General features: G+C 76.3%; 3 protein-coding genes. All 3 read right to left on the reverse strand.

Annotated elements, in window-relative coordinates; genetic code table 11:
- A partial coding sequence (locus GA0070215_RS26995) for a type I polyketide synthase (protein ID WP_141708262.1) occupies positions 1 to 4,340 on the reverse strand: 4,340 nt, incomplete at its 3' end.
- Between the two features lie 43 nt (positions 4,341 to 4,383).
- A complete protein-coding gene (locus tag GA0070215_RS27000; RefSeq protein ID WP_091051492.1) occupies positions 4,384 to 14,457 on the reverse strand; it encodes a type I polyketide synthase in 10,074 nt (3,357 codons plus the stop codon).
- 349 nt (positions 14,458 to 14,806) lie between these two features.
- Positions 14,807 to 22,129, reverse strand: a 7,323-nt coding sequence (locus GA0070215_RS27005) for a type I polyketide synthase (RefSeq protein WP_141708263.1), incomplete at its 5' end; no start/stop codon positions are given.

The raw sequence follows: 22,129 nt of genomic DNA on the forward strand, positions 1-22,129 counted from the left end.
GTCACCAGCACCGCGCCGTCACCCACCACGGCACCGTCCGCCGACGAGGGGGCGACCGCACGCACCAGACGCGGCACGAACACCCCACCCGCACGCACCGCGACCTGACCGCCGTGCGTCGACGGCTCGTCGGCCACCGAAGCCAGCACACCCAGCAGCCCGGCGTCCACGTCGCCATCGACATCCGCCAGGACGATGCGACCCGGATGCTCCGACTGCGCCGAACGCAGCAAACCCCACACCGCCGCACCGCCCAGGTCCGTCATCCGGTCGTCGGCACCCACCGCGACCGCGCCCCGAGTCACCACCACCAACCGCGACTCCGCCAGCGCGTCCGCCGCCAACCAGGACCGCACCGTCGCCAGCACGGCCGTGGTCGCCGCCCGCACCGACTCGGGGCCATCGTCGACGGCGGCGGCGTGCGTCTCACCGGGGACCGAAGCAGGTTCCGTGTCGACGTGAAGGGCCCGGTGCAGGCCACCAGCCGGCACCAGCAACAGGCGCGGCGCCACACCCGACGCCACGGCGACCGCCTCGACGTCGGCGTACACCGGCAGCTCAGCGACGGCCGGCAGGTCGGCGGCGGCGGCGGCGGGCGAGCCGACCAGGGCCCACCCGGAGGAGTCCCCGGCCGGGGCGACCTCCTGGGCCTGCCAGGCGACCTCGAACAGCGACCGGGCCGACGCGTCCGAGGACGACGACACCCCGGTCAGTTCGCGAAGGGCGAGGGTGTCCACCGACACCACGGCCGCGCCCGACTCGTCGCACGCGACCAGACGCACCGCCGAACCCGTACGCGTCAACCGCACCCGCAGCACCCGCGCACCCGAGGCATACACCTGCACACCCTCGAACGCGAACGGCACCCGCGCCCCACCCGAACCCTCGCCACCGGGCAGCAGCCCGATCGGATGCAGGGCCGCGTCCAGCAGCGCCGGGTGCACCCCGAACCCCGCCGCGTCACCGGCCACCTCATCCGGCAACACCACCTCGGCGAACACCTCGTCGCCGCACGCCCACACCCGGCGCAGCCCCTGGAACACCGGCCCGTACCACAGGCCACGCTCCGCCAAGGCCGGATACCAGCCCGCCACATCCACCTCGACACCGTCGACCGGGGGCCACTCCCCCACGCCCGGCTCGTCGGCCGTCGCCCGCTCCAGCACACCCTCCGCGTGGTGGACCCAGTCGGCCTCCGGGTCGCCCTCGGCCTGCGAGTGCACCGCCACAACCCGGGTACCGGCCCCGTCGGCCGCGCCGACACGCACCTGCACCCGTACGGCACCGGACCCCGGCAGCACCAGCGGCGCGGCCACCGTCAACTCGCGCACCCGCGACGCAGCCACCTCGTCGCCCGCCCGCACCGCCAACTCCACCAGGGCGGCGCCCGGCACGATCACCGTGCCCGAGACGACATGGTCGGCAAGCCACGCATGCGTCGACGTCGAGAGACGACCGGTCAGCACCACCATGTCCTCGCCCGCCACGCGGACCGCCGCGCCGAGCAGCGGGTGCCCGGCCGCGCCGAGGCCGGCCCCGGAGACGTCCGCCCAGCGGCCCGCCGGCTCCAGCCAGTAGCGCTGGTGCTGGAAGGCGTACGTCGGCAGGTCGACGTACCGGCCGCCGGCCCGGTCGAGCAGGCCCGCCCAGCCGACGGCGCGGCCGTGCACGTGCAGCGACGCGAGGGCCTCCAGGAGGGCCTGCGGCTCAGGCCGGTCGTGGCGCGACACCGGCACCAGCAGGGGCACCGGATCGTCCTCCGCGCGCTCGGCGAGGCAGTTCTGCGTCATGGCGGTGAGGACGCCGTTCGGTCCCACCTCCAGGTAGGTGTCGACCTCCTCGTCGCGCAGGCAGTCGACGGCGTCGGCGAAGCGAACGGTGCCGCGTACGTGGCGCACCCAGTAGCCCGGGTCGCAGAGCTGGTCGGCGTCGGCGACGCGGCCGGTCAGGTTCGACACCACGGGGATCGTCGGCGGCCGGAACGTCAGTCCCTCGGCGACTGCCGCGAACTCGGCCAGCATCGGGTCCATCCGGGCGCTGTGGAAGGCGTGGCTCACCCGCAGGCGGCGGGTCTGCACACCCCGCTCGGACCACACCCGCTGCACCTCGTCGAGCGCCTCGACGTCGCCCGCGACCACCACGGCGGCAGGGCCGTTGACAGCGGCCAAATCGAGCTGACCGGACAGCCCTGCCATGGACGCGGCGACGGCGGCCTCGTCGGCGGCCACGGCGAGCATGCCGCCGCCGGCCGGCAACGCCTGCATGAGCCGACCCCGCGCCGCGACCAGCGCACACCCGTCAGCCAGGGACAGCACACCCGCCACATGCGCCGCCGCGATCTCACCGATGGAGTGCCCGGCCACCAGGTCCGGCACCACACCGAACGACTCCACCAGGCGGAACAGCGCCACCTCAACCGCGAACAACCCCGCCTGCGTGAACACCGTCTGATCCAGCAACCCCGCCCCGGGCGTGCCCGCCGCAGCGAACAGCACCTCCCGCAACGAACGCGGCAACAACGGATCCAGGTGACCGCACACCTCGTCGAGAGCGGCGGCGAACACCGGGAACGCCCCGTACAACTCGCGACCCATGCCGGCGCGCTGCGCGCCCTGGCCGGAGAAGAGGAAGGCGGTGCGGCCACGCGGGGCCGACACGCCGGTGGTGACGGCGCCGGTCGGCTCGCCCGCGGCTAGGGCCCGCAGCCCGGCGAGCAGGTCGTCCGCGTCGCCGGCCAGGACGACCGCGCGGTGTTCGAGCCCCGCGCGGCTGACCGAGGAGACCGCGACGTCCACCGGACGTGGGGCGTCGACGCGGGCGAGGTGGTCGGCCCAGCGGCCGGCCTGCCCGGCGAGCGCCTCGGGCGTACGGGCGGAGAGGAACACCGGGGCGACCGGAAGCGCGACCGGCGCGTCGACGCCGGAGGGTGCCTCGTCGGTGGACGGGGCGTCGTCGACGGGCGCCTCCTCCAGGATGACGTGCGCGTTCGTACCGCTGATGCCGAAGGACGACACGGCGGCCCGGCGCGGCCGGTCGGTCGCCGACCACGCGCGCGCCTCGGTCAGCAGCGACACCTGCCCGGCGGACCAGTCGATGTGCGGGGACGGCTCGTCGACGTGCAGGGTGGCGGGCATGGTGCGGTGGCGGATCGCCTCGATCATCTTGATCAGGCCGGCGGCGCCCGCGGCGGCCTGGGTGTGACCCAGGTTCGACTTGACCGAGCCCAGCCAGAGCGGCCCGCCGTCGCCCCGGTCCTGCCCGTACGTGGCGAGCAGCGCCTGCGCCTCGATGGGGTCGCCGAGGGTGGTGCCGGTACCGTGCGCCTCGACCACGTCGACGTCGGCCGGCGAGAGCCGGCCGTTGGCGAGGGCCTGCCGGATCACCCGCTCCTGCGACGGGCCGTTGGGGGCGGTGAGTCCGCTGCTGGCACCGTCCTGGTTGACCGCGCTGCCCCGGACGACGGCGAGGATGCGCCGGCCGTCGCGGCGGGCGTCGGAGAGCCGTTGCAGGAGCAGCACGCCGACGCCCTCGGACCAGCCGGTGCCGTCGGCGGCGGCGGCGAACGACTTGCACCGGCCGTCGGAGGCCAGGCCCCGCTGGCGGGAGAAGTCGGCGAAGGTGCCCGGGGTGGACATGACCGTCACACCGCCGGCGAGCGCGAAGTCGCAGTCCCGCTGGCGCAGCGCCTGCGTCGCGAGGTGCACGGCGACCAGCGACGACGAGCATGCCGTGTCCACAGTGACGGCCGGGCCCTCCAGCCCGAAGGTGTACGCCACCCGGCCGGACACCACGCTGCCGGAGTTCCCGGTGCCGATGTAGCCCTCGACGCCGTCGGGCAGGTCCAGCACCCGCGACGCGTAGTCGTGGTACATGACCCCGGCGAAGACGCCGGTCCGGCTGCCACGCAGCGCCTGCGGGTCGATGCCGGCGTGCTCGAACGCCTCCCAGGAGGTCTCCAGCAGCAGCCGCTGGTGCGGGTCCATCGCCAGGGCCTCGCGGGGGCTGATGCCGAAGAAGCCCGGGTCGAACTGCGGCGCGTCGTAGAGGAAGCCGCCCTGGTTGCTGGTCGACGTGCCCGGGTTGTCCGGGTCGACGTTGAAGAGCCGCTCCAGGTCCCAGCCCCGGTCGGTCGGGAAGTCGCCCACCCCGTCGCCGCCCCGGTCGACGAGGTCCCACAGCTCGGCCGGGCTGGACACCCCGCCCGGGAACCGGCACGCCATGCCGATGACGGCCATCGGCTCGCGGTCCTTGGCCTCCACCTCGCGTACCCGCCGGCGCGCGTCGCGCAGGTCGGCAGTGGCACGCCGGAGGTAGTCGAGGAACTCTGCCTCAGTGGGCATCGGGCCACTCCGTATCGGGGTTCGAGGTGTGCGACATGCCGGATCAGGCCGAGCCGAACTCTTCGTCCAGCAGGCTGAAGATCTCCTCGGCGGAGGCCGACTCGAGGCTGGTGCCCTCGTCGGCGGCGGAGTCCGCACCGGACTCGGTGTAGGTCCACAGGGAGAGCAGTTCGCGCAGCCGGGCGCCGACGGCGGCCCGGTCGGTGTCGCCGGTGGACACCGCGCGCATGGCGTGCTCCAGCTTGTTCAGCTCGCCGAGCACCGTCAGCGCGGACGTGCTGCGCTCCGCCAGCAGCGCGCCGCGCAGGTACTCGACGAGCGCGGCCGTGGTCGGCCGGTCGTAGATCAGCGTGGAGGGCAGCCGCAGGCCGGTGGCCGCGTTGAGCCGGTTGCGGAACTCGACCGCGGTCAGCGAGTCGAAGCCCAGCTCGACGAAGCCGCGCTCGGCGTCGATCGAGCGGATCGACGCGTAGCCGAGGACGGCGGCGGCGTGGGTCCGCACCAGGTCGGAGAGCACCTGGTCGCGGTCGGCCTCCGCCGTGGCGGCGAGAGTCTCCCGCAGCGCCTCGGCCGGGTTCCGCTCGGCGGCCCGGGCCGCGCCGGTCGCCACCGGCCGCACCAGCGACCGCAGCACCGGCGGCACCGCCGCCGGCCCGTGCCGGCCGATCAACGCGAGGTCCAGGTTGACCGGTACGACCACCGGCTCGGCGAAGCGCAGGGCCTCGCTGAACAGGTCCATGCCCTCCTCGGCGCCGAGCGGCACGAAGCCGCCCCGGTTCATCCGGGCCTCGTCGACGTGCCCGGTCTGCCCGTCGCCGGTGTCGTTTACCCACGGCCCCCAGGCCAGCGAGAGCGCCGGGAGTCCCCGGTCGCGCCGGTGCTGGGCGAGGGCGTCGAGGAAGCAGTTCGCCGCCGCGTGGTTGGCCTGCCCGGGGCCGCCGAAGAGGCCGGCCGCCGAGGAGAAGAGCACGAACGCGGCCAGGTCCAGCTTCTCGGTCAGCTCGTGCAGGTGCCAGGCCGCGTCGACCTTGGGTCGCAGCACGGTGTCGAAGCGCTCCGGGGTGAGCGCCGGCAGGACACCGTCGTCGAGCACCCCGGCGGCGTGCACCACGCCGGTCAGTGGCAGGTCGGCGGGAAGCTGGTCGACCAGCAGGGCGAGCGCGACGCGGTCGGTGACGTCGCAGGCGACCACCCGGGCGGTGGCGCCCAGTCCGGCCAGCTCGTCGACCAGCGCGGCGACGTCCGGGGCGTCCGCCCCGCTGCGGCTGACCAGCAGCAGGTGCCGTACGTCGTGCCGGCTGACGAGCCGGCGTGCCACGAGCCGCCCGAGCAGGCCGGTCGCCCCGGTCACCAGGACGGTGCCGGCGGCCAGGTCGGGGCCGGACGCCTCGGCCGGGGGCGGCCCGAGACGGGTCAGCCGGGGCACCCGGAGCTGGCCTGCGCGTACAGCGAGCTGGGGTTCGCCCGTGGCGAGGGCGGCCGGCAGCAGCGCGGCGGCCGGGGCGTCGACGTCGACGTCGAGGAGCACGATCCGGTCGGGGTTCTCCGACTGGGCGGAGCGCAGCAGGCCCCAGGCGGTGGCGGCCGGCACGTCGGCGATCCGTTCGTCCGGGTCGACCCGGACGGCGCCCCGGGTGACCACCACCAGCCGGGCGGCGGTCAGGGTCTCCTCGGCGAGCCACTGCTGGGCCAGTGCGAGCATCCGGTGGGCGACCCGGTGCGCCTGGGCGGCCGGGTGCGGCTCGTCGGCGGCGGCTCCGGCACAGGTCACCACCACCGCGTCGGGCGCGGCGGCACCGGCGCGCACGTCGGCGACCAGCGTCGACAGGTCCGGGTGCCGGTCGGCACCGGGCCAGTCGGCGCCGAGAACGACCAGCCGGGAGGCGGTGTCCGCGCGGCCGGTGGTGGGGGCGACCCAGTCGAGGCGGTGCAGGGACCGGCTGGCGGAGCGGCGGGCGGCGCTGAGCTGCTCGCCGGAGATGGGCCGCAGGACCAGTCCGTCGACGGAGGCGACCGGGGTCGCGCCCGTGTCGGTGACGGTCAGGGCCACGGAACCGGCGTCGGCGGCGCGCAGCCGGATCCGCAGCTCGCGGGCCCGGGTGGGCCGGATGGTGACGCCCGACCAGGTGAACGGCAGGCCCGGGCGGATGTCGGGGCCGCCCTCGGTGCCCGACGCGCCGTCGGCGGGGTCGCCGGCCGTGGCGCTGGCGCCGATGGCGTGCAGCGCCGCGTCCATCAGGGCCGGGTGCACCGAGAACGCCGTGGTGTCGGTGGATGTTTCGGCGTCCAGGGCGACCTCGGCGAGAATGTCCCGGCCCGAGCGCCAGGCGGCACGCAGCGCCCGGAAGGTGGGGCCGTAGTGGTAGCCCTGGGCGGCGAGCCGGGCGTAGAGCCCGTCGAGGGCGATCGGCTCGGCGTCGGCCGGCGGCCACACGGCGGCCGGCGCGGGGTCCGGGTCGACGGTGTCGGCGAGTTGCCCGGACGCGTGCCGATGCCAGGGCCGGGAACCGTCGGCCGCGGTGTCGTCGTCGGGCCGGGTGTGGATGGCGACGGGCCGGTGCCCGGTCTCGTCCGGCGGGCCGACGCGTACCCGCAGGTCGATTCCTCCCTCGGTGGGGATCGCCAGGGGCGCCTCCAGGTTCAGCTCGGCGACGGTCGCCGCGCCGGCCTGCCGGCCGGTCCAGGACGCGAGCTCCACCAGTGCCGTCCCGGGCAGCAGCACCGTGCCCAGCACCGCGTGGTCGGCGAGCCAGGGGTGGGTGGTGAGGGTGATCCGGCCGGTGAACAGCAGGCCCTCGTCGCCGGGCAGGTCGACCACCGCGCTGAGCAGCGGGTGGTCCACCACGTCGAGGCCCACGGCGGGCAGGACGGAGCGGTGCGCGCCGGTGCGCTCCAGCCAGTAGCGGTGCCGGTCGAAGGCGTACGTGGGCAGGTCGACCGGTTCGGACTCGGGCAGCAGCCGGCGGTGCTCCACCGGCAGGCCGAGGGCGTGCGCGGTGGCGAGACCGGTCAGCAGCCGGGTGGCGCCGTCGGCCGAGCCGCCGAGGGTGTCCAGGACGTGTCCGGAAGTGCCGGCGGCGTCGAGCGCGGCGGCGATCCCGGCAGCCAGTGCCGGCTCCGGCGAGACCGCCACGAAGGTCAGGTGTCCGGCCGCGACGGCGGCACGCAGGGCGGCGTCGAGCCGCTGCGGCCCCCCGGCCCCACCGCCCGGGACGGCCGGGGCCACGCCGGCGGTGGCCGGGTCGGTGCCCAAGGTGGCCGGGTCGGTCCAGTGGTCGGCGCCGAGGCCCGCCGCGTCGGCCCAGTCCCCGGTGACGGTGGAGGCCAGCCGGGCGGTCCCGGGCTGCGGCGCGAGCCCCGCCAGGGCGGCGCGGAGGCCGTCGTGGTCCAGGCCGCCGGCGGCGGCACGGGCCCGCATCGCCACCGTACGAGCGGCGTCGGGCAGGGACAGCAGGCCCGCCACGTACGCGGCCACGACCTCGCCGTCGCCGGTGCCGACGACAGCGGCGGGGGTGACACCGGCGTGCCGCCAGACGGCCGCGAGCGCCACGCCGACGGCGAACCGGACGGGCCGGGCCAGCTCCGGCCGGTCGGCCCAGGCAGCGTCCGCGCCGGTGAGCAGTGCGGCCGGATCGACGTCGACCCAGGGCGCGAGGGCCTGCCGGCACTCGGCGAGGGTGTCGTCGAAGACCGGGCAGCGGCCCACCAGTGCGGCCACCGCGCCCGCCGGGGCGGCGCCCGGAAAGACGAACACCGGTCCGGCGCCGTGGTTGGCGACGGTCCCGGTCACGACGTTGCCGGCCGGGGTGCCGGCGGCGAGCGCGTCCAGGCCGGTCAGCAGCTCGCCGGGGGTCGCGCCGAGCACCGCGGCGCGCCGGTCGAACGCCGAGCGGGTCGCGGCGAGGGACCAGCCGACCGCCGCCGGGGCGAGGCCGGGGTGCGCGCGCACGTGCCGGGCCAGCCGGGACGCCTGCGCGGCCAGGGCCGAGGTGGAGCGGGCCGAGACGGGCCAGGCCACCACGTCGGCGGTGAGCAGCCCGGCGGCACGCTCCCCCGCCGCAGCGGCTGCCGGCGGCATCGGCGCGTCGGCCGCCTCGGCGTCGGCGGGCAGCTCGACGACCACGTGGGCGTTCGTGCCGGAGATGCCGAACGAGGAGACCGCCGCGCGGCGGGGCCGGTCGGCGGCCGGCCACGGCCGGGACCGGGTCACCAGCTCCACGTCGCCGGCCGACCAGTCGATATGTGGCGACGGCTCGTCCACGTGCAGCGTCGCCGGTACGGTGCCCTCCCGCATCGCCAGCACCATCTTGATCACGCCGGCCACACCGGCGGCGGCCTGCGCATGGCCCATGTTCGACTTGACCGAGCCCAGCAGCAGCGGGCCGGCGTCGCCCCGGTCCTGACCGTACGTCGCCAGCAGCGCCTGCGCCTCGATCGGGTCACCGAGGACGGTGCCGGTGCCGTGCGCCTCGACGACGTCCACATCGGTGACCGCCAGCCCGGCGCCGGCCAGCGCCTGCCGGATCACCCGCTGCTGGGAAGGTCCGTTGGGGGCGGTCAGCCCGTTCGACGCGCCGTCGGAGTTGACGGCGGAGCCGCGTACCACGGCGAGGACACGGCGGCCCTGCCGCCGGGCGTCGGAGAGCCGCTGCACGAGCAGCATGCCGACGCCCTCGGACCAGCCGGTGCCGTCCGCCGTCGCGGCGAAGGACTTGCACCGCCCGTCGGAGGCGAGTCCGCCCTGGCGGGAGAACTCCTGGAACGCCGTCGGGGTGGCCATCACGGCCACGCCGCCGGCCAGCGCCAGGTCGCACTCGCCGCGCCGCAGCGCCGCGCCGGCGAGGTGCAGCGCCACCAGGGACGAGGAGCAGGCCGTGTCGACGGTGACGGCGGGGCCCTCCAGCCCGAGGGCGTACGCGACCCGGCCGGAGATGACGCTGTGCGCGGCACCCGTCATCAGATAGCCCTCGACGCCCTCGGGGACCTCGGTCAGCCCCGTGCCGTAGCCGGAGGTGGAGGCACCCACGAAGACGCCCGTACGGGTGCCCCGCAGCGACGCCGGATCCACCCCGGCCCGCTCCAGCGCCTCCCAGGACGTCTCCAGGGTGAGCCGCTGCTGCGGGTCCATGGCGAGGGCCTCGCGGGGCGAGATCTCGAAGAACGCGGGGTCGAAGTCCGCCACGTCGTGGAGGAAGCCGCCCGCCGGCGGGTGCGTCCCCTCGGCCGGCTCGGGGATCTCCCAGCCCCGGTCGGTGGGGAACGGCGAGATGGCGTCCACGCCGTCGGCGACCAGCCGCCAGAACGCCTCCGGCCCGTCGACGCCCCCGGGGTAGCGGCAGGCCATGCCGACGATCGCGACGGGCTCGTCGGCGTCGACGACGACGGCCTGCGGGGCGTCGGCCGGGGTGGCGCCGGAGACCAGCTCGCGCAGGTGCGCGGCCAGCTCGGCGGGGGTCGGGTAGTCGAAGACCAGCGTGGTGGGCAGCCGCAGGCCGGTGGCCGCGTTCAGCCGCCCCCGGAAGTCCACGGCGGTCAGCGAGTCGAAGCCGAGGTCCTTGAACGGGCGCCCGCGCAGCTCGTCGGGGGTGGCATGGCCCAGCACCGCCGCGGTCTGCTCGTTGACCAGCCGCAGCAGCTCCCGCTCCTGCTCCGCCGCCGGGAGAGCCGCGAGGTGGCGCAGCGGCGCCGCGACCCCGTCCGCCGGCGCGGCGGCCTCCTCCTGCGCGACGAGCGCCCGCACCTGCGGCAGGTCGCCGAGGAACGGGCTGGGCCGGGCCACCGTGAACGCGGGGTGGAACCGGCTCCAGTCGACGTCGGCGACGGTCACGCAGGGCGTGGGCCGCCGCAGCGCCCGGTCGAGGGCGACGAGCGCCTTCTCCGGGTCGACGGGCGGCAGGCCCATCCGGTTGAGCTGCTCGGTGGCGACGTTCTCGGCGGCCATGCCGTGCGCGCCGCCCCAGGCCGTCCAGGACACGGCGGTGGCCGGCCGGCCCCGGTCGCGCCGGTTGACCGCCAGGGCGTCCAGCAGGGAGTTGCCGGCGCCGTACGCGCACTGCCCGGCGCTGCCCCACACGCCGGAGATGGAGGAGAACATGACGAACGCGGCGAGGTCACGCTCGGCGAGGCAGGCGTCGAGGTGCAGGGCGCCGAGCACCTTGCCCGCGACGACGTGGGAGAACTCGTCGAGGGTGGTGTCGGTGATCGGGGTGAGCTGGTCGGTGCCGGCGGCGTGCACGACCGCCGTCAGGTCGGGCAGCGAGCCGACCAGGTCCGCCACGGACCGCCGGTCGGTGACGTCGCAGGTGGCGGCGGTGACCCGCCCGTCGGCGCCGTACCGGTCGAGCAGGTCCGCCACGGCGGGGGCGGCGGCGCCCCGGCGGCTGGCCAGGACCACCCGTCCGGCGCCCCGGTCGAGCAGCCAGCGGGTGACGTGGCCGCCGAGGGCGCCGGTGCCGCCGGTGACCAGGACGGCGCCGGACCACCAGTCACCGGCCGGGTTCTCGTCGGTCGGCGGCGGGGCCGGGGTGAGCCTCCGGGCCCAGGTGCCGCCGGGGCGCACGGCCACCTGGTCCTCGCCGCCGTGGCCGGCCAGCACGGCGGCGAGCCGCCGGGTGGTGGCCGCGTCGACGGTGGCCGGCACGTCGACCAGGCCGCCCCAGCGGTGCGGTTGCTCGACAGCCGCCGCGCGGCCGAGGCCCCAGACCTCGGTCTGCAGCGGGTGCGTGACCCGGTCGCCCGGGGCCGCCGCCACCGCGCCGCTGGTGACGCACCACAGCGGCGCCACCAGGTCCAAATCGGTCATCGCCTGGACGAGGGCGAGGGTGCCGGCGGCGGCGAGGGTCACACCGGGGTGCTCGGGCAGCAGCCGGTCCTGGCCGGCGACGACGGCGAGCACGCCGTCGACACCGCGGCCGCCGGTCAGCACCCGGATCCGGGCGGCGAGCGCCGCGCGGTCCAGGTCCGCGGCGCCGACGCGCAGCACAAGCGGCTCGGCGTCGCCGAAGAGTCCGGCCAGGCCGTCGGCCCACGCCGGCGCGTCCTGCGCGGGCAGCACGACCAGCCAGCGGCCCGCCGGGGCGTCGCCGTCCCCGACCGGCACGGGCTGCCAGCTCACCTGGTACGACCAGCCGTCCACGAGGGAGCGTTCCCGACGGGACCGGCGCCAGGAGGACAGCACGGGCAGCGCAGGCAGCAGCGCCCGCACCTGCTCGTCGTCGTCGCCCAGCTCGCCGCGCAGCGTGTCGACGTCGGCCTGCTCCAGGGCGGCCCAGAGCTCGTCGTCGCCGTCGACGGAGGCGGTGTCGGGGCCGGCGGGCGGCGGCTCGGGCCAGAAGCGCTGGCGGCGGAAAGCGTACCCGGGCAGCGGCACCCGCGCGGTCTCGGCGCCCGCGTACAGCCGCGTCCAGGCGACCTCCACCCCGCCGACGTGCAGCTCGGCGAGGGCGGTCAGCGCCGACGTGGGCTCGGGGCGGTCGCGGCGCAGCAGCGCCACGGCGGCGGTCTCGTCGCCGGCCAGGACGTCGCGGGCCAGCGCGGTGAGCACCCCGCTGGGGCCGACCTCCAGGAACGTACGCACGCCCAGGGCCCGCAGCTGCTCGACGCCGTCGGCGAAGCGGACCGCCTCCCGCACGTGCCGCACCCAGTACTCGGCGGTGCGGATCTCGTCGGCGTCGGCGACGGCGCCGGTCAGGTTCGACACGATCGGCAGCGCCGGCGGGTGCAGCTCCAGCCGGCGCACCACGGCGGCGAACTCGGCGAGCATCGGTTCCATCAGCGGGCTGTGGAAGGCGTGGCTGACCCGCAGCGGCCTGGTACGTACCCCCTGGTCGGCCCAGCGGCGTTCGAGTTCCTCGACGACGACTGCGGCGCCGGAGACGACGACGGCGGTGGGCCCGTTGACGGCGGCGACGGCGACGGCGTCCTCGACGCCGGCCAGGGCGGCCCGGACGGCGTCGGCGGGGAGCTGGACGGCCAGCATCGCACCGCCGGCCGGCAGGGCCTGCATCAGCCGGCCCCTGGCGGCCACCAGTGTGGCGGCGTCGGGAAGCGACAGCACACCGGCCGCGTGCGCGGCGGAGAGCTCGCCGATCGAGTGGCCGAGCAGCACGTCCGGGACGATCCCCCAGCTCTCCAGGAGCCGGAACAGCGCGACCTCGACGGCGAACAGGCCGGCCTGGGTGTAGAGGGTCTGGTTGAGCAGCGCGCCGGCCTCGTCGCCCTCGGGCGCGAAGAGCACCGGGGCGAGCGGGCGGGGCAGGTGCCGCTCCAACTCGGCGCAGACCTCGGCCAGCGCCCGGTCGAAGACGGGGAACGCGGCGGCCAGCTCGCGGCCCATGCCGCTGCGCTGCGCGCCCTGGCCGGAGAAGAGGAACGCGAGCTTGCCGCCGCGCGGGCCCGCACCGGTGACCAGGCCCGGGGCGTCGCCGCCCGCGGCCAGCGCGCGCAGGGCGACGGTCAGGTCGGCGCGGTCGCCGGCGAGCAGCACGGCACGGTGTTCGAGGCCGGCCCGGGTGCTCGCCGACGACCAGCCGACATCGGTCAGCCGCAGCTCGGGACGCTCGTCGAGCCAGTCGGCCCAGCGGGTGGCCTGAGCGGTCAGGGACGCGGCGTCGCGGGCGGAGACCAGCACCGGCACGAGGCCGGCACCGTCGACCGGGGCGGTGCCGGGCACGGTGACCGGGTCGGTCGCGGCGGCGGGGCCGTCCGGGGCGTCCGCCGGGGCCGGGTCGGCGGCGGGCGCCTCCTCGATGATCACGTGGGCGTTGGTGCCGCTCATGCCGAAGGAGGAGATGCCCGCGCGGCGGGGCTGTTCCCCGGCGGGCCACGGCTGCGGCTCGGTCGCCAGCGACACCGCGCCGGCCGTCCAGTCCACGTTGGGCGTCGGCTCGTCGACGTGCAGGGTGGCGGGCACGGTGTCGTGCCGCAACGCCATCACCATCTTGATCACGCCGGCCACGCCGGCGGCGGCCTGGGTGTGGCCGATGTTCGACTTCACCGAGCCGAGCCAGAGCGGCCGGCCGGCCGGACGGCCCTGCCCGTACGTCGACAGCAGCGCCTGCGCCTCGATCGGGTCACCGAGGGTGGTGCCGGTGCCGTGCGCCTCCACCACGTCGACCTGCTCGGGCGCGAGCCGGGCGCTGGCCAGCGCCTGGAGCACGACCCGCTGCTGGGACGGGCCGTTGGGGGCGGTCAGCCCGTTGCTCGCGCCGTCCTGGTTGACCGCGCTGCCGCGTACGACCGCGAGGACGGGGTGGCCGTTGCGGCGGGCGTCGGAGAGCCGCTCGACGAGCAGCAGTCCGGCTCCCTCGCCCCAGGCGGTGCCGTCGGCGGCGGCGGCGAACGACTTGACCCGGCCGTCCATGGCCAGGCCCCGCTGGCGGCTGAAGCCGATGAAGGCGGACGGGGTGGACATGACGGTGGCCCCGCCGGCCAGTGCCAGGGTGCACTCGCCCTGCCGCAGCGCCTGGCAGGCCAGGTGCAGCGCGACAAGCGACGACGAGCAGGCGGTGTCGACGGTGACAGCGGGGCCCTCGATGCCGAGCGCGTACGAGATCCGGCCGGACACGACGCTGGCCGCGGTGCCGGTGAGGAGGTAGCCCTCGGTGCCGGGCGGCGGCTGCTGGAGCAGCCCCACATAGTCCTGGCCGGTGGTGCTGGCGAACACCCCGACCTGGTGGCCGCGCAGCGTCGAGGGGTCGATGCCGGCGTGCTCGAACGCCTCCCACGACGTCTCCAGCAGCAGCCGCTGCTGGGGGTCCATGGCCAGCGCCTCGCGCGGCGAGATGCCGAAGAACGCGGCGTCGAACTCGGTGGCGGAGTCGACGAAGCCGCCCTCGGCCACGTACGACGTGCCGGGGTGGTCGGGGTCCGGGTGGAACAGCCGCGCCAGGTCCCAGCCGCGGTCGGTGGGGAACGCGGAGCAGGCGTCGCGGCGGGAGTCGACGAGTTCCCACAGTTCCTCGGGCGAGGCCACCCCGCCGGGGAAGCGGCAGGCCATGCCGACGATGGCGATCGGCTCGCGGTTGGCCGCCTCAAGCTCGCCGAGCTTCCTCCGGGTCTGGTGAAGGTCCGCCGTCACCCATTTCAGGTACTCGCGGAGCGTATCTTCAGTCGCCATTGACGCCACCTCTTCGGGTCGGAGAGAAACAGCGACCCAATACCGTCCACGGACGCCACAAGCCGCGAAGATCCAAACCCATTCAGCCGACCACGAATTGCCAGACAAATTGGCGTTTCAGCCCCCCACCAGGTCTTACGCGCCGGACGAAAGGTAATTGTCGCCGGACGGCGGTCACAACCCCTAGCGTGCCCCTACGGGTGCCCCTAGGTGGCGGGGGCGCAGGCTGGGCCGACCCGCCCCGCGAGCGGTGCGGCGCACCGCCCTCGCGGGATGCGGCCGGGCGGGTGCGCGGACCCGCCCGGCCCAGCGTGTCACGACCGTCGACAACTGTCGTACGACACCATTTCTAGATCCTCGGCAAATTGCCGCCGGGGCCACCCAGCTCGCGGTGGATGAAATCGAAGATCTCGGCATCGGTGGCGTCGTCGAGGGTGTGCGTGGCCGATTTCTCCTCGACGGGACCACGGTCGTCGCCCCACCGGGCGACGAACGCCTGCAGCTGCACCAGCAGCTTCTGCCGGGTCAGCCGGTCCGGCGCGTCGGCCGCGAAGACACCGTCGAGCCGTTCCAGCTCGGCGAGCAGCGGGGCCGCCGCGGCGGCGCCGTCCTCCGCGAGCCGGTCGCGCAGGTGCCGGGCGAGGGCCGCCGGCGTGGGGTAGTCGAACACCACGGCGGCGGGCAGTTGGACGCCGGTGGCGGCGCGGAGCCGGTTGCGCAGCTCCACGGCCGTCATCGAGTCGAACCCGACCTCGCGGAACGCCCGGTCGGGCTCCAGCCCCGCGTCCCGGCCGTGGCCGAGCACGGTCGCCGCCAGGCCGCCCACGAGATCGACGAGGACGTCTTCGCGTTCGGCGGGGCTCAGCGGCCGCAGCCGCTCCCGCAGCGCGGTCGCCGCCTCGTCGTCCGCCGGCTGGCGCTCGTCGTCGGCGGGCATCGCCGCGTCCGCCTCCGGAACCCCCGTCAGCAGCGGGCACTGCCGCATCGACGCGAACGTCGGCACGAACCGGTCCCAGCGCACGTCGGCGACGATCAGCCCCGCCTCCGCCCGCAGCGCCTGCCCGAACGCCTCGAGGGCCAGCTCCGGGGGCAACCCCGGCAGGCCCCGCCGGCGCAGCTGCGCCTGCTCGGGCGACTCGGGGTCGTCGCTCCACGGGCCCCACGCCACGGCGGTGGCCGCCAGTCCCCCGTGCCGCCGGTTCGCGGCGAGCGCGTGCAGCAGCGCATCGCCGGCGGACTGGCCGGCCCGTCCGCCCGCTCCCCACACCCCCGTGGTCGAGGTGCACAGCACGAACGCGTCAAGCGGGCGGTGCGCCAGCTCGTCGGCGTACCTGGGGACGTCGCCGACGGTGGCGGCCAGGTCGGCGGCCAGGCCGGCGAGGGTCAGCTCGGCGAGCGGCACCGAGCCGGTCTCGGCCGGGACGTGCACGAGCGCGGTCACCGACCGTTCCTCGGCGGCGAGCTGCTCCAGCAGGTCGCCGAGCTTGCCGGTGGCCGGCTCGGCCAGCGGGAGCACCTCGGCGCCGTGGCGGCCCAGCCAGTCGATGGTGTGCCGGGCGAGGGCGCCGGTCCCGCCGGTGAGCAGGACGGTGCCGTTCGGCCGGTAGCCGTCGCCCGCCGCCGGCAGCCCGGTGTCGCGGACCAGCCGCCGGGTGTGCACGCCCGCCTCCCGGACGGCGAGCTGGTCCTCGCCGTCGACGTTGGCCAGCGCCCCGACCAGGACCGCGTACGCCGCCTCGGCCGGGCCCGCCGGCAGGTCGACGACTCCGCCGACGTGCCGGGGGTGCTCCAGCGCGGCGACGAGGCCGAGGCCCCACGTGGTGGCCTGCGTCGGGTGCGCGACCGCTTCCCCGTCGACCGCGACGGCGCCGGTGGTGGCCAGCCACAGCGGCACGGCCGGGCCGGAGCGGCCGGCGTGCGCCTGCACCAGCAGCAGGTTCGCCGCCAGGCCGGTCGGCAGTGCGGTCTGCTCCGGGTGCGGCGCCTCGTCCAACGCCAGCAGGGACAGCAGTGCCGTCGGCTGGTGCGCGGCGGCGAGCCGGTCGAGGTCGGCGGCCAGTCCGTCGCGGGTGATGGTGGCCGGGTCGACGGTCAGCAGGTGCACCGCCGCGGCGCCGGCCGTGAGGGCGGCGAGCACCCGGTCGGTGACCCGGTGCGGCGGAGCCACCACCAGCCACGTGCCCGGGTCGGCGCCGGTCAGCGCCCGGCGTTCCCAGGTGACCCGGTACCGCCAGCCGGCCAGGGTGCCGTCGAGCTGCTGGCGACGCCGCCACGACTCCAGTTCCGGCAGCAGCTCGCGCATCGGCTGGTCCAGGTCGAGGCCGAGGCGGCCCAGGTCGCCGTCGGTGACGGCCCGCCAGAACGCGTCGTCGACCGGGTCGGCCGCCGGTGTCGGCAACGTGTCGAGGGTCGGCCAGTAGCGCTGCGGACGGAACGCGTACGTCGGCAGCTCGGGCAGCAGGCGGGGATCCGGGCGAGGGCCGGCCAGCGCGGCGAGCACCGCCGCCCAGTCGACGTCCCGCCCGGTGCCGTCCACGACGGCCAGCGCGGCGAGCAGGGCGGCCGGCTCGTCGGCGCCGACGCGCAGCGCCGCCACGGCAGTGCCGTCCTCGTCGCCGGGCAGCAGGCCGGCGACCATCGCCGTCAGCACCGCCTGCGGTCCGAGCTCCAGGAAGGTGTCCACGCCCGCGTCGCGCAGCGCGGCGATCCCGTCGGCGTACCGGACGGCCTCGCGGACGTGGCGCACCCAGTAGTCGGGCGTACGGATCTCGTCGGGCTCGGCGAGCCGCCCGGTCAGGTTCGACACGATCGGCAGCAGCGGCGCGGCGAACGCCAAGCCGTCGAGGACGGTCCGGAACTCGGCCAGGACCGGCTCCATCAGCGGGCTGTGGAACGCGTGGCCGACCCGCAGCCGGCGGGTGCGAACCCCGCGTTCCCGCCAGAGCCGCTCCAGCCCGTCGAGGGCGTCGACGGCCCCGGCGAGCACCACGGCGGTGGGGCCGTTGACGGCGGCGACGCCGACCCGGTCACCCAGCCCGGCCAGGGACTCGACGACGGCCGCCTCGTCGGCGGCGACGGCGAGCATCCCGCCCCCGGCGGGCAGGGCCTGCATGAGCCTTCCCCGGGCGGCCACCAGCGTGGCGGCGTCGGCGAGGGACAGCACGCCGGCGACGTGCGCGGCGGTGATCTCGCCGATGGAGTGCCCGGCGACGTGCCCGGGCACCACCCCGAACGACTCGACCAGCCGGAACAGGGCCACCTCCAGCGCGAACAGACCCGCCTGGGTGAAGACCGTCTCGTCGAGCAGCGCCGCCTCGGTGCTGCCCTCGGCCGCGAACAGCACCGGCTTCAGCGGCTGCGGCAGCTGGTGGTCCAGCGCCGCGCAGACCTCGTCGAGGGCCGCCGCGAAGACGGGGAACGTGTCGTACAACTGGCGGCCGGCGCCGGGGCGCTGGGCGCCCTGACCGGAGAACTGGACGGCGAGGCCGCCGGCGCGTCGTCGGGCGGTGACCACCGCGGGGTGCTCCTCCCCGGCGGCCAGGGCGCGCAGCGCGGCCAGCCGGGTCTCCCGGTCGGCGGCGATCACGGTGGCCCGCCGGCCGAGGTGGGCGCGGCCGGCGGCGAGCGCCCAGGCGACCAGGCCGGGCGGGTCGTCGCCGATCGCGACGCGGTCGGCCAGCCTCCCGGCCTGCTCGCGCAGCGCGGACGGATCGGCGGCGGAGACCGGCCACGGCAGGGCCACGGCGCGGTGGTCGAGTCGCGCTTCGCCGTGCCCCACGGTCGCTTCGAACGCTGCGGTGTCGGCGGCGCCGACCGGCTCCGGGGCCTCCTCGATGATCACGTGGGCGTTGGTGCCGCTGATGCCGAACGAGGAGACGCCGGCCCGGCGGGGCCCGTCCGTGGCGGCCCACGGTCGTGCCTCGGTGAGCAGCGCCAGCGTGCCGGAGGACCAGTCGACGTGCGGGGTCGGCGCGTCGACGTGCAGGGTCTTCGGCAGCACCCCGTGTTGCAGGGCCAGCACCATCTTCATCAGGCTCGCCGCGCCCGCCGCGGCCTGGGTGTGACCGATGTTCGACTTCACCGACCCGAGCCACAGTGGCCGCTCGGCGGTTCGGTCCCTGCCGTACGTGGCCAGCAGCGCCTGCGCCTCGATCGGGTCGCCGAGGGTGGTGCCGGTGCCGTGCGCCTCGACGACGTCCACGTCGGCGGGAGTGAGGCCGGCGTTGTCCAGCGCGTGCCGGATGACCCGCTGCTGGGCGGGCCCGTTCGGGGCGGTGAGGCCGTTGCTCGCGCCGTCCTGATTGACGGCGCTTCCCCGTACGACGGCGAGGATCCGGTTGCCGTCGCGCTGGGCGTCGGAGAGCCGCTGGAGCAGCAGGACGCCGACGCCCTCGCCCCAGCCCGTGCCGTCGGCGGCCTCGGCGAACGCCTTGACCCGCCCGTCGGCCGCGAGACCGCGCTGCCGGGAGAACTCCAGGAACGCGCCCGGGGTCGACATCACCGTCACGCCGCCGGCGAGGGCGAGGTCACACTCGCCGCTACGCAGCGCCTGCGCGGCCAGGTGCAGCGCCACCAGCGACGACGAGCAGGCCGTGTCGACGGTGACCGCCGGGCCGTGCAGCCCGAACGAGTACGCCAGGCGGCCCGAGACCACCGACGCGCCGTTGCCGGTCGCCTGGTAGCCCTCCACCTGCGAGCGGGCGCCCAGCAGCAGCGTGGCGTAGTCCTGCCCGTTGGTGCCCATGAAGACGCCGGTGGCGGAGCCGCGTACCCGGTACGGGTCGATTCCGGCGCGTTCGAAGACCTCCCAGGTGGTGTGCAGCAGCAGCCGCTGCTGCGGGTCCATGGCGAGGGCCTCGCGCGGGTTGATCCCGAAGAACGCCGCGTCGAAGCCGACGACGTCGTGCAGGAAGCCGCCGCTGCGGGTGTAGCTGGTGCCGATCCGCTCCGGGTCGCTGTCGAACAGGCCGTCGAGGTCCCAGCCCCGGTCGGTCGGCATCGGCGTGACCGCGTCCACCCCCTCGGCCAGCAGGCGCCACAGCTCCTGCGGCGACGACACCCCGCCCGGGAAGCGGCAGGCCATGGAGACGATCGCGATCGGCTCGTCGGCCGCCGGCCGGGCAGAGGCCACGCCGCCGGTGACCGGGCCGCCGTCCGCGCCGATGACGATCTCGGTACGCAGGAAGCGGGCCAGTTCCGCCGCCGACGGGTGGTCGAAGACCACTGTCGACGGCAGGGCCAGGCCGGTGACCCGGCCCAGCCGGTCCCGCAGTTGCACGGCGGCGAGGGAGTCGAAGCCCAGTTCCCGGAACGCCCGGCCGGCCGGCACCTGGTCGGTGGTGGGGTGGCCCAGCACGGCCGCCGCCTCCGCGCGGACGAGGTCGACCAGCAGCGCTTCCTGGCCGGTCGCCGGCAGCGTGGCGAGCCGGTTGCGCAGCCCGTCGGTGGCGGCGGCGCTCTCCGGCCGCTGCGGCTCCTCGGCCACGGCGGGGGCGACCCGGTCGAAGAGGTGGCTCGGCCGTGCGGCGGTGAACGCCGTGACGAACCGGGACCAGTCGACGTCCACGATCACCGGGGCCGCCTCGGGGGCGTTCACCCAGCGGCCGAGTGCCGCGACGGCGGCGTCGGGCGCGAGCGGGTTGAACCCGCGGCGGCGCAGGCCGTCGGCTGTCTCCCCGGCGGCCATGCCGTCCTCCGCCCACGGGCCGTACGCCAGCGCGGTGGCGGGCAGGCCCTTCGCCCGGCGGGCGGCGACGAGGGTGTCGAGCAGGGCGTTGCCGGCCGCGTAGCCGGCCTGCCCGCCGCCGCCCCAGACACCGGCGACCGAGGAGAAGACCACGAACGCGTCGAGGTCGCGACCCCGGCAGGCGGCGTCGAGGTGCAGGGCGCCGAGCACCTTGCCGGCCAGGGTGTCCGACAGCTCGCCGTCGGTCACCTCGTACGCCGGGGTGGTGCCGCCGGACGTCCCGGCGGTGTGCACGACGGCGGTCAGCTCCGGCAGCCCGGAGACCAGAGCCTCGACCGCCACCCGGTCGGTGACGTCACACGCCACCACCCGCACCGCACCCAACTCGGCCACCAACCCCGCCGCACCCGGCGCCCCCGGACCCCGCCGCGAAACCAGCACCACCTCACCGGCCCCGTTCGCCAGCAACCAGCGCGCCACATGCCGACCCAACGCACCCGTACCACCGGTCACCAGCACCGTCCCGGCAGGCCGCCAACCCGCACCCACGGGCGGCACGGCCGGCACCAGCCGCCGGCCGAAGATGCCGCTGCGCCGGACGGCCACCTGGTCCAGGGTGCCGTCGGCGAGGACCGCGACGAGCCCGGCGCGGGCGCCGCGGTCGGCGCGGGCGGGCAGGTCGACCAGCCCGCCCCAGCGGTCCGGCTGTTCGAGGGCGACGACCCGGCCCAGGCCCCAGGCCAGGGCCGCCCAGACGTCGTCGACCCGTTCGCCGGCCGTGACGGGCATCGCGGTCCGAGTGAGCGCCCACACCCGTCCGGCCAGGCCGGTGTCGGTGAGCGCCCGGACGAGGGTGAGCAGGGCGGCCGTGCCAGCGGGCAACACCGGCGTGTGCGCCGGGGGCCGGTCCTGGCGGGGCAGGACGCAGAGCACCCCGGCCCAGCCGTCCCCGCTGATCCGGCGCAGCCGCTCGCCCAGGTCGGCGCGGTCGAGGGTGGACGACAGCGTGAGCGTGCCCACCCGGGCACCGGCCTGGGTGAGGGTCTTCGCCACGCCCGCGTCGGCGCCGCTGTCGACGGTGACGATCAGCCACCGCCCGGACAGCCTGGTCTTCGGGTTCGGCCGGACCGGCTCCCACCCGATCCGGTACGACCACCCGTCCAGCGCGGTGGCCCCGGACCGGTGCCGACGCCAGCGCGAGAGGACCGGCAGGGCCGGGCCGAGCGTGTCCAGGGCGGCGGGGTCGTCGCCGAGTTCGGCGGCGAGGGCGGCCAGGTCGCCACGCTCGACGGCGGTCCAGAACTCGACGTCGCCGCCGTCCAAGGCGGCCCGCTTCTCGGCCGTGCCCTCGGGCCAGTAGCGCTGGTGCTGGAACGCGTACGTGGGCAGGTCCACCCGCCGCGCGACGGTGTCGACGAACCACTGCCGCCAGTCCAGGGCCACCCCGTGCACATGCAACTCGGCCAGCCCGGCCAACAACCCCTGCACCTCGGGCCGATCCCCACGCTGCGCGGCAACGGCCAGCACACCGTCCCCACCCGGCAAGGCGTCGCCGACCATCGCCGTCAGCACGCTACGCGGCCCGACCTCCAGGAACGTGTCCACACCCGCCCCGCGCAGCGCCGTCACACCATCGGCGAACCGCACCGCCTCCCGCACATGCCGCACCCAATACTCCGGGGTACGGATCTCGTCACCAGCCAGCGCCCCCGTCACGTTCGACACGACCGGCAGCAGCGGCGCGGAGAACACCAACCCGTCCAGGACCGTACGGAACTCGGCCAGCATCGGCTCCATCAACGGACTGTGGAACGCGTGGCTCACCGCCAGGCGGCGGGTACGCACCCCCCGATCACGCCAGACCCGCTCCACCTCGTCGAGAGCCTCGACGGCACCGGACACCACCACGGCGGCAGGCCCGTTGACCGCCGCGATACCCAGCCGATCGGTCATCCCGGCGAGAGACTGCGCCACCGCAGCCTCGTC

The sequence above is a fragment of the Micromonospora marina genome (assembly GCF_900091565.1).
In the GTDB taxonomy this organism is placed as follows: domain Bacteria; phylum Actinomycetota; class Actinomycetes; order Mycobacteriales; family Micromonosporaceae; genus Micromonospora; species Micromonospora marina.

What these genes read in the sequence shown, in the direction of transcription:
- GA0070215_RS27000 (WP_091051492.1), bottom strand. Translation starts at nt 14,457, where the DNA reads ATGGCGACTGAAGATACGCTCCGCGAGTACCTGAAATGGGTGACGGCG.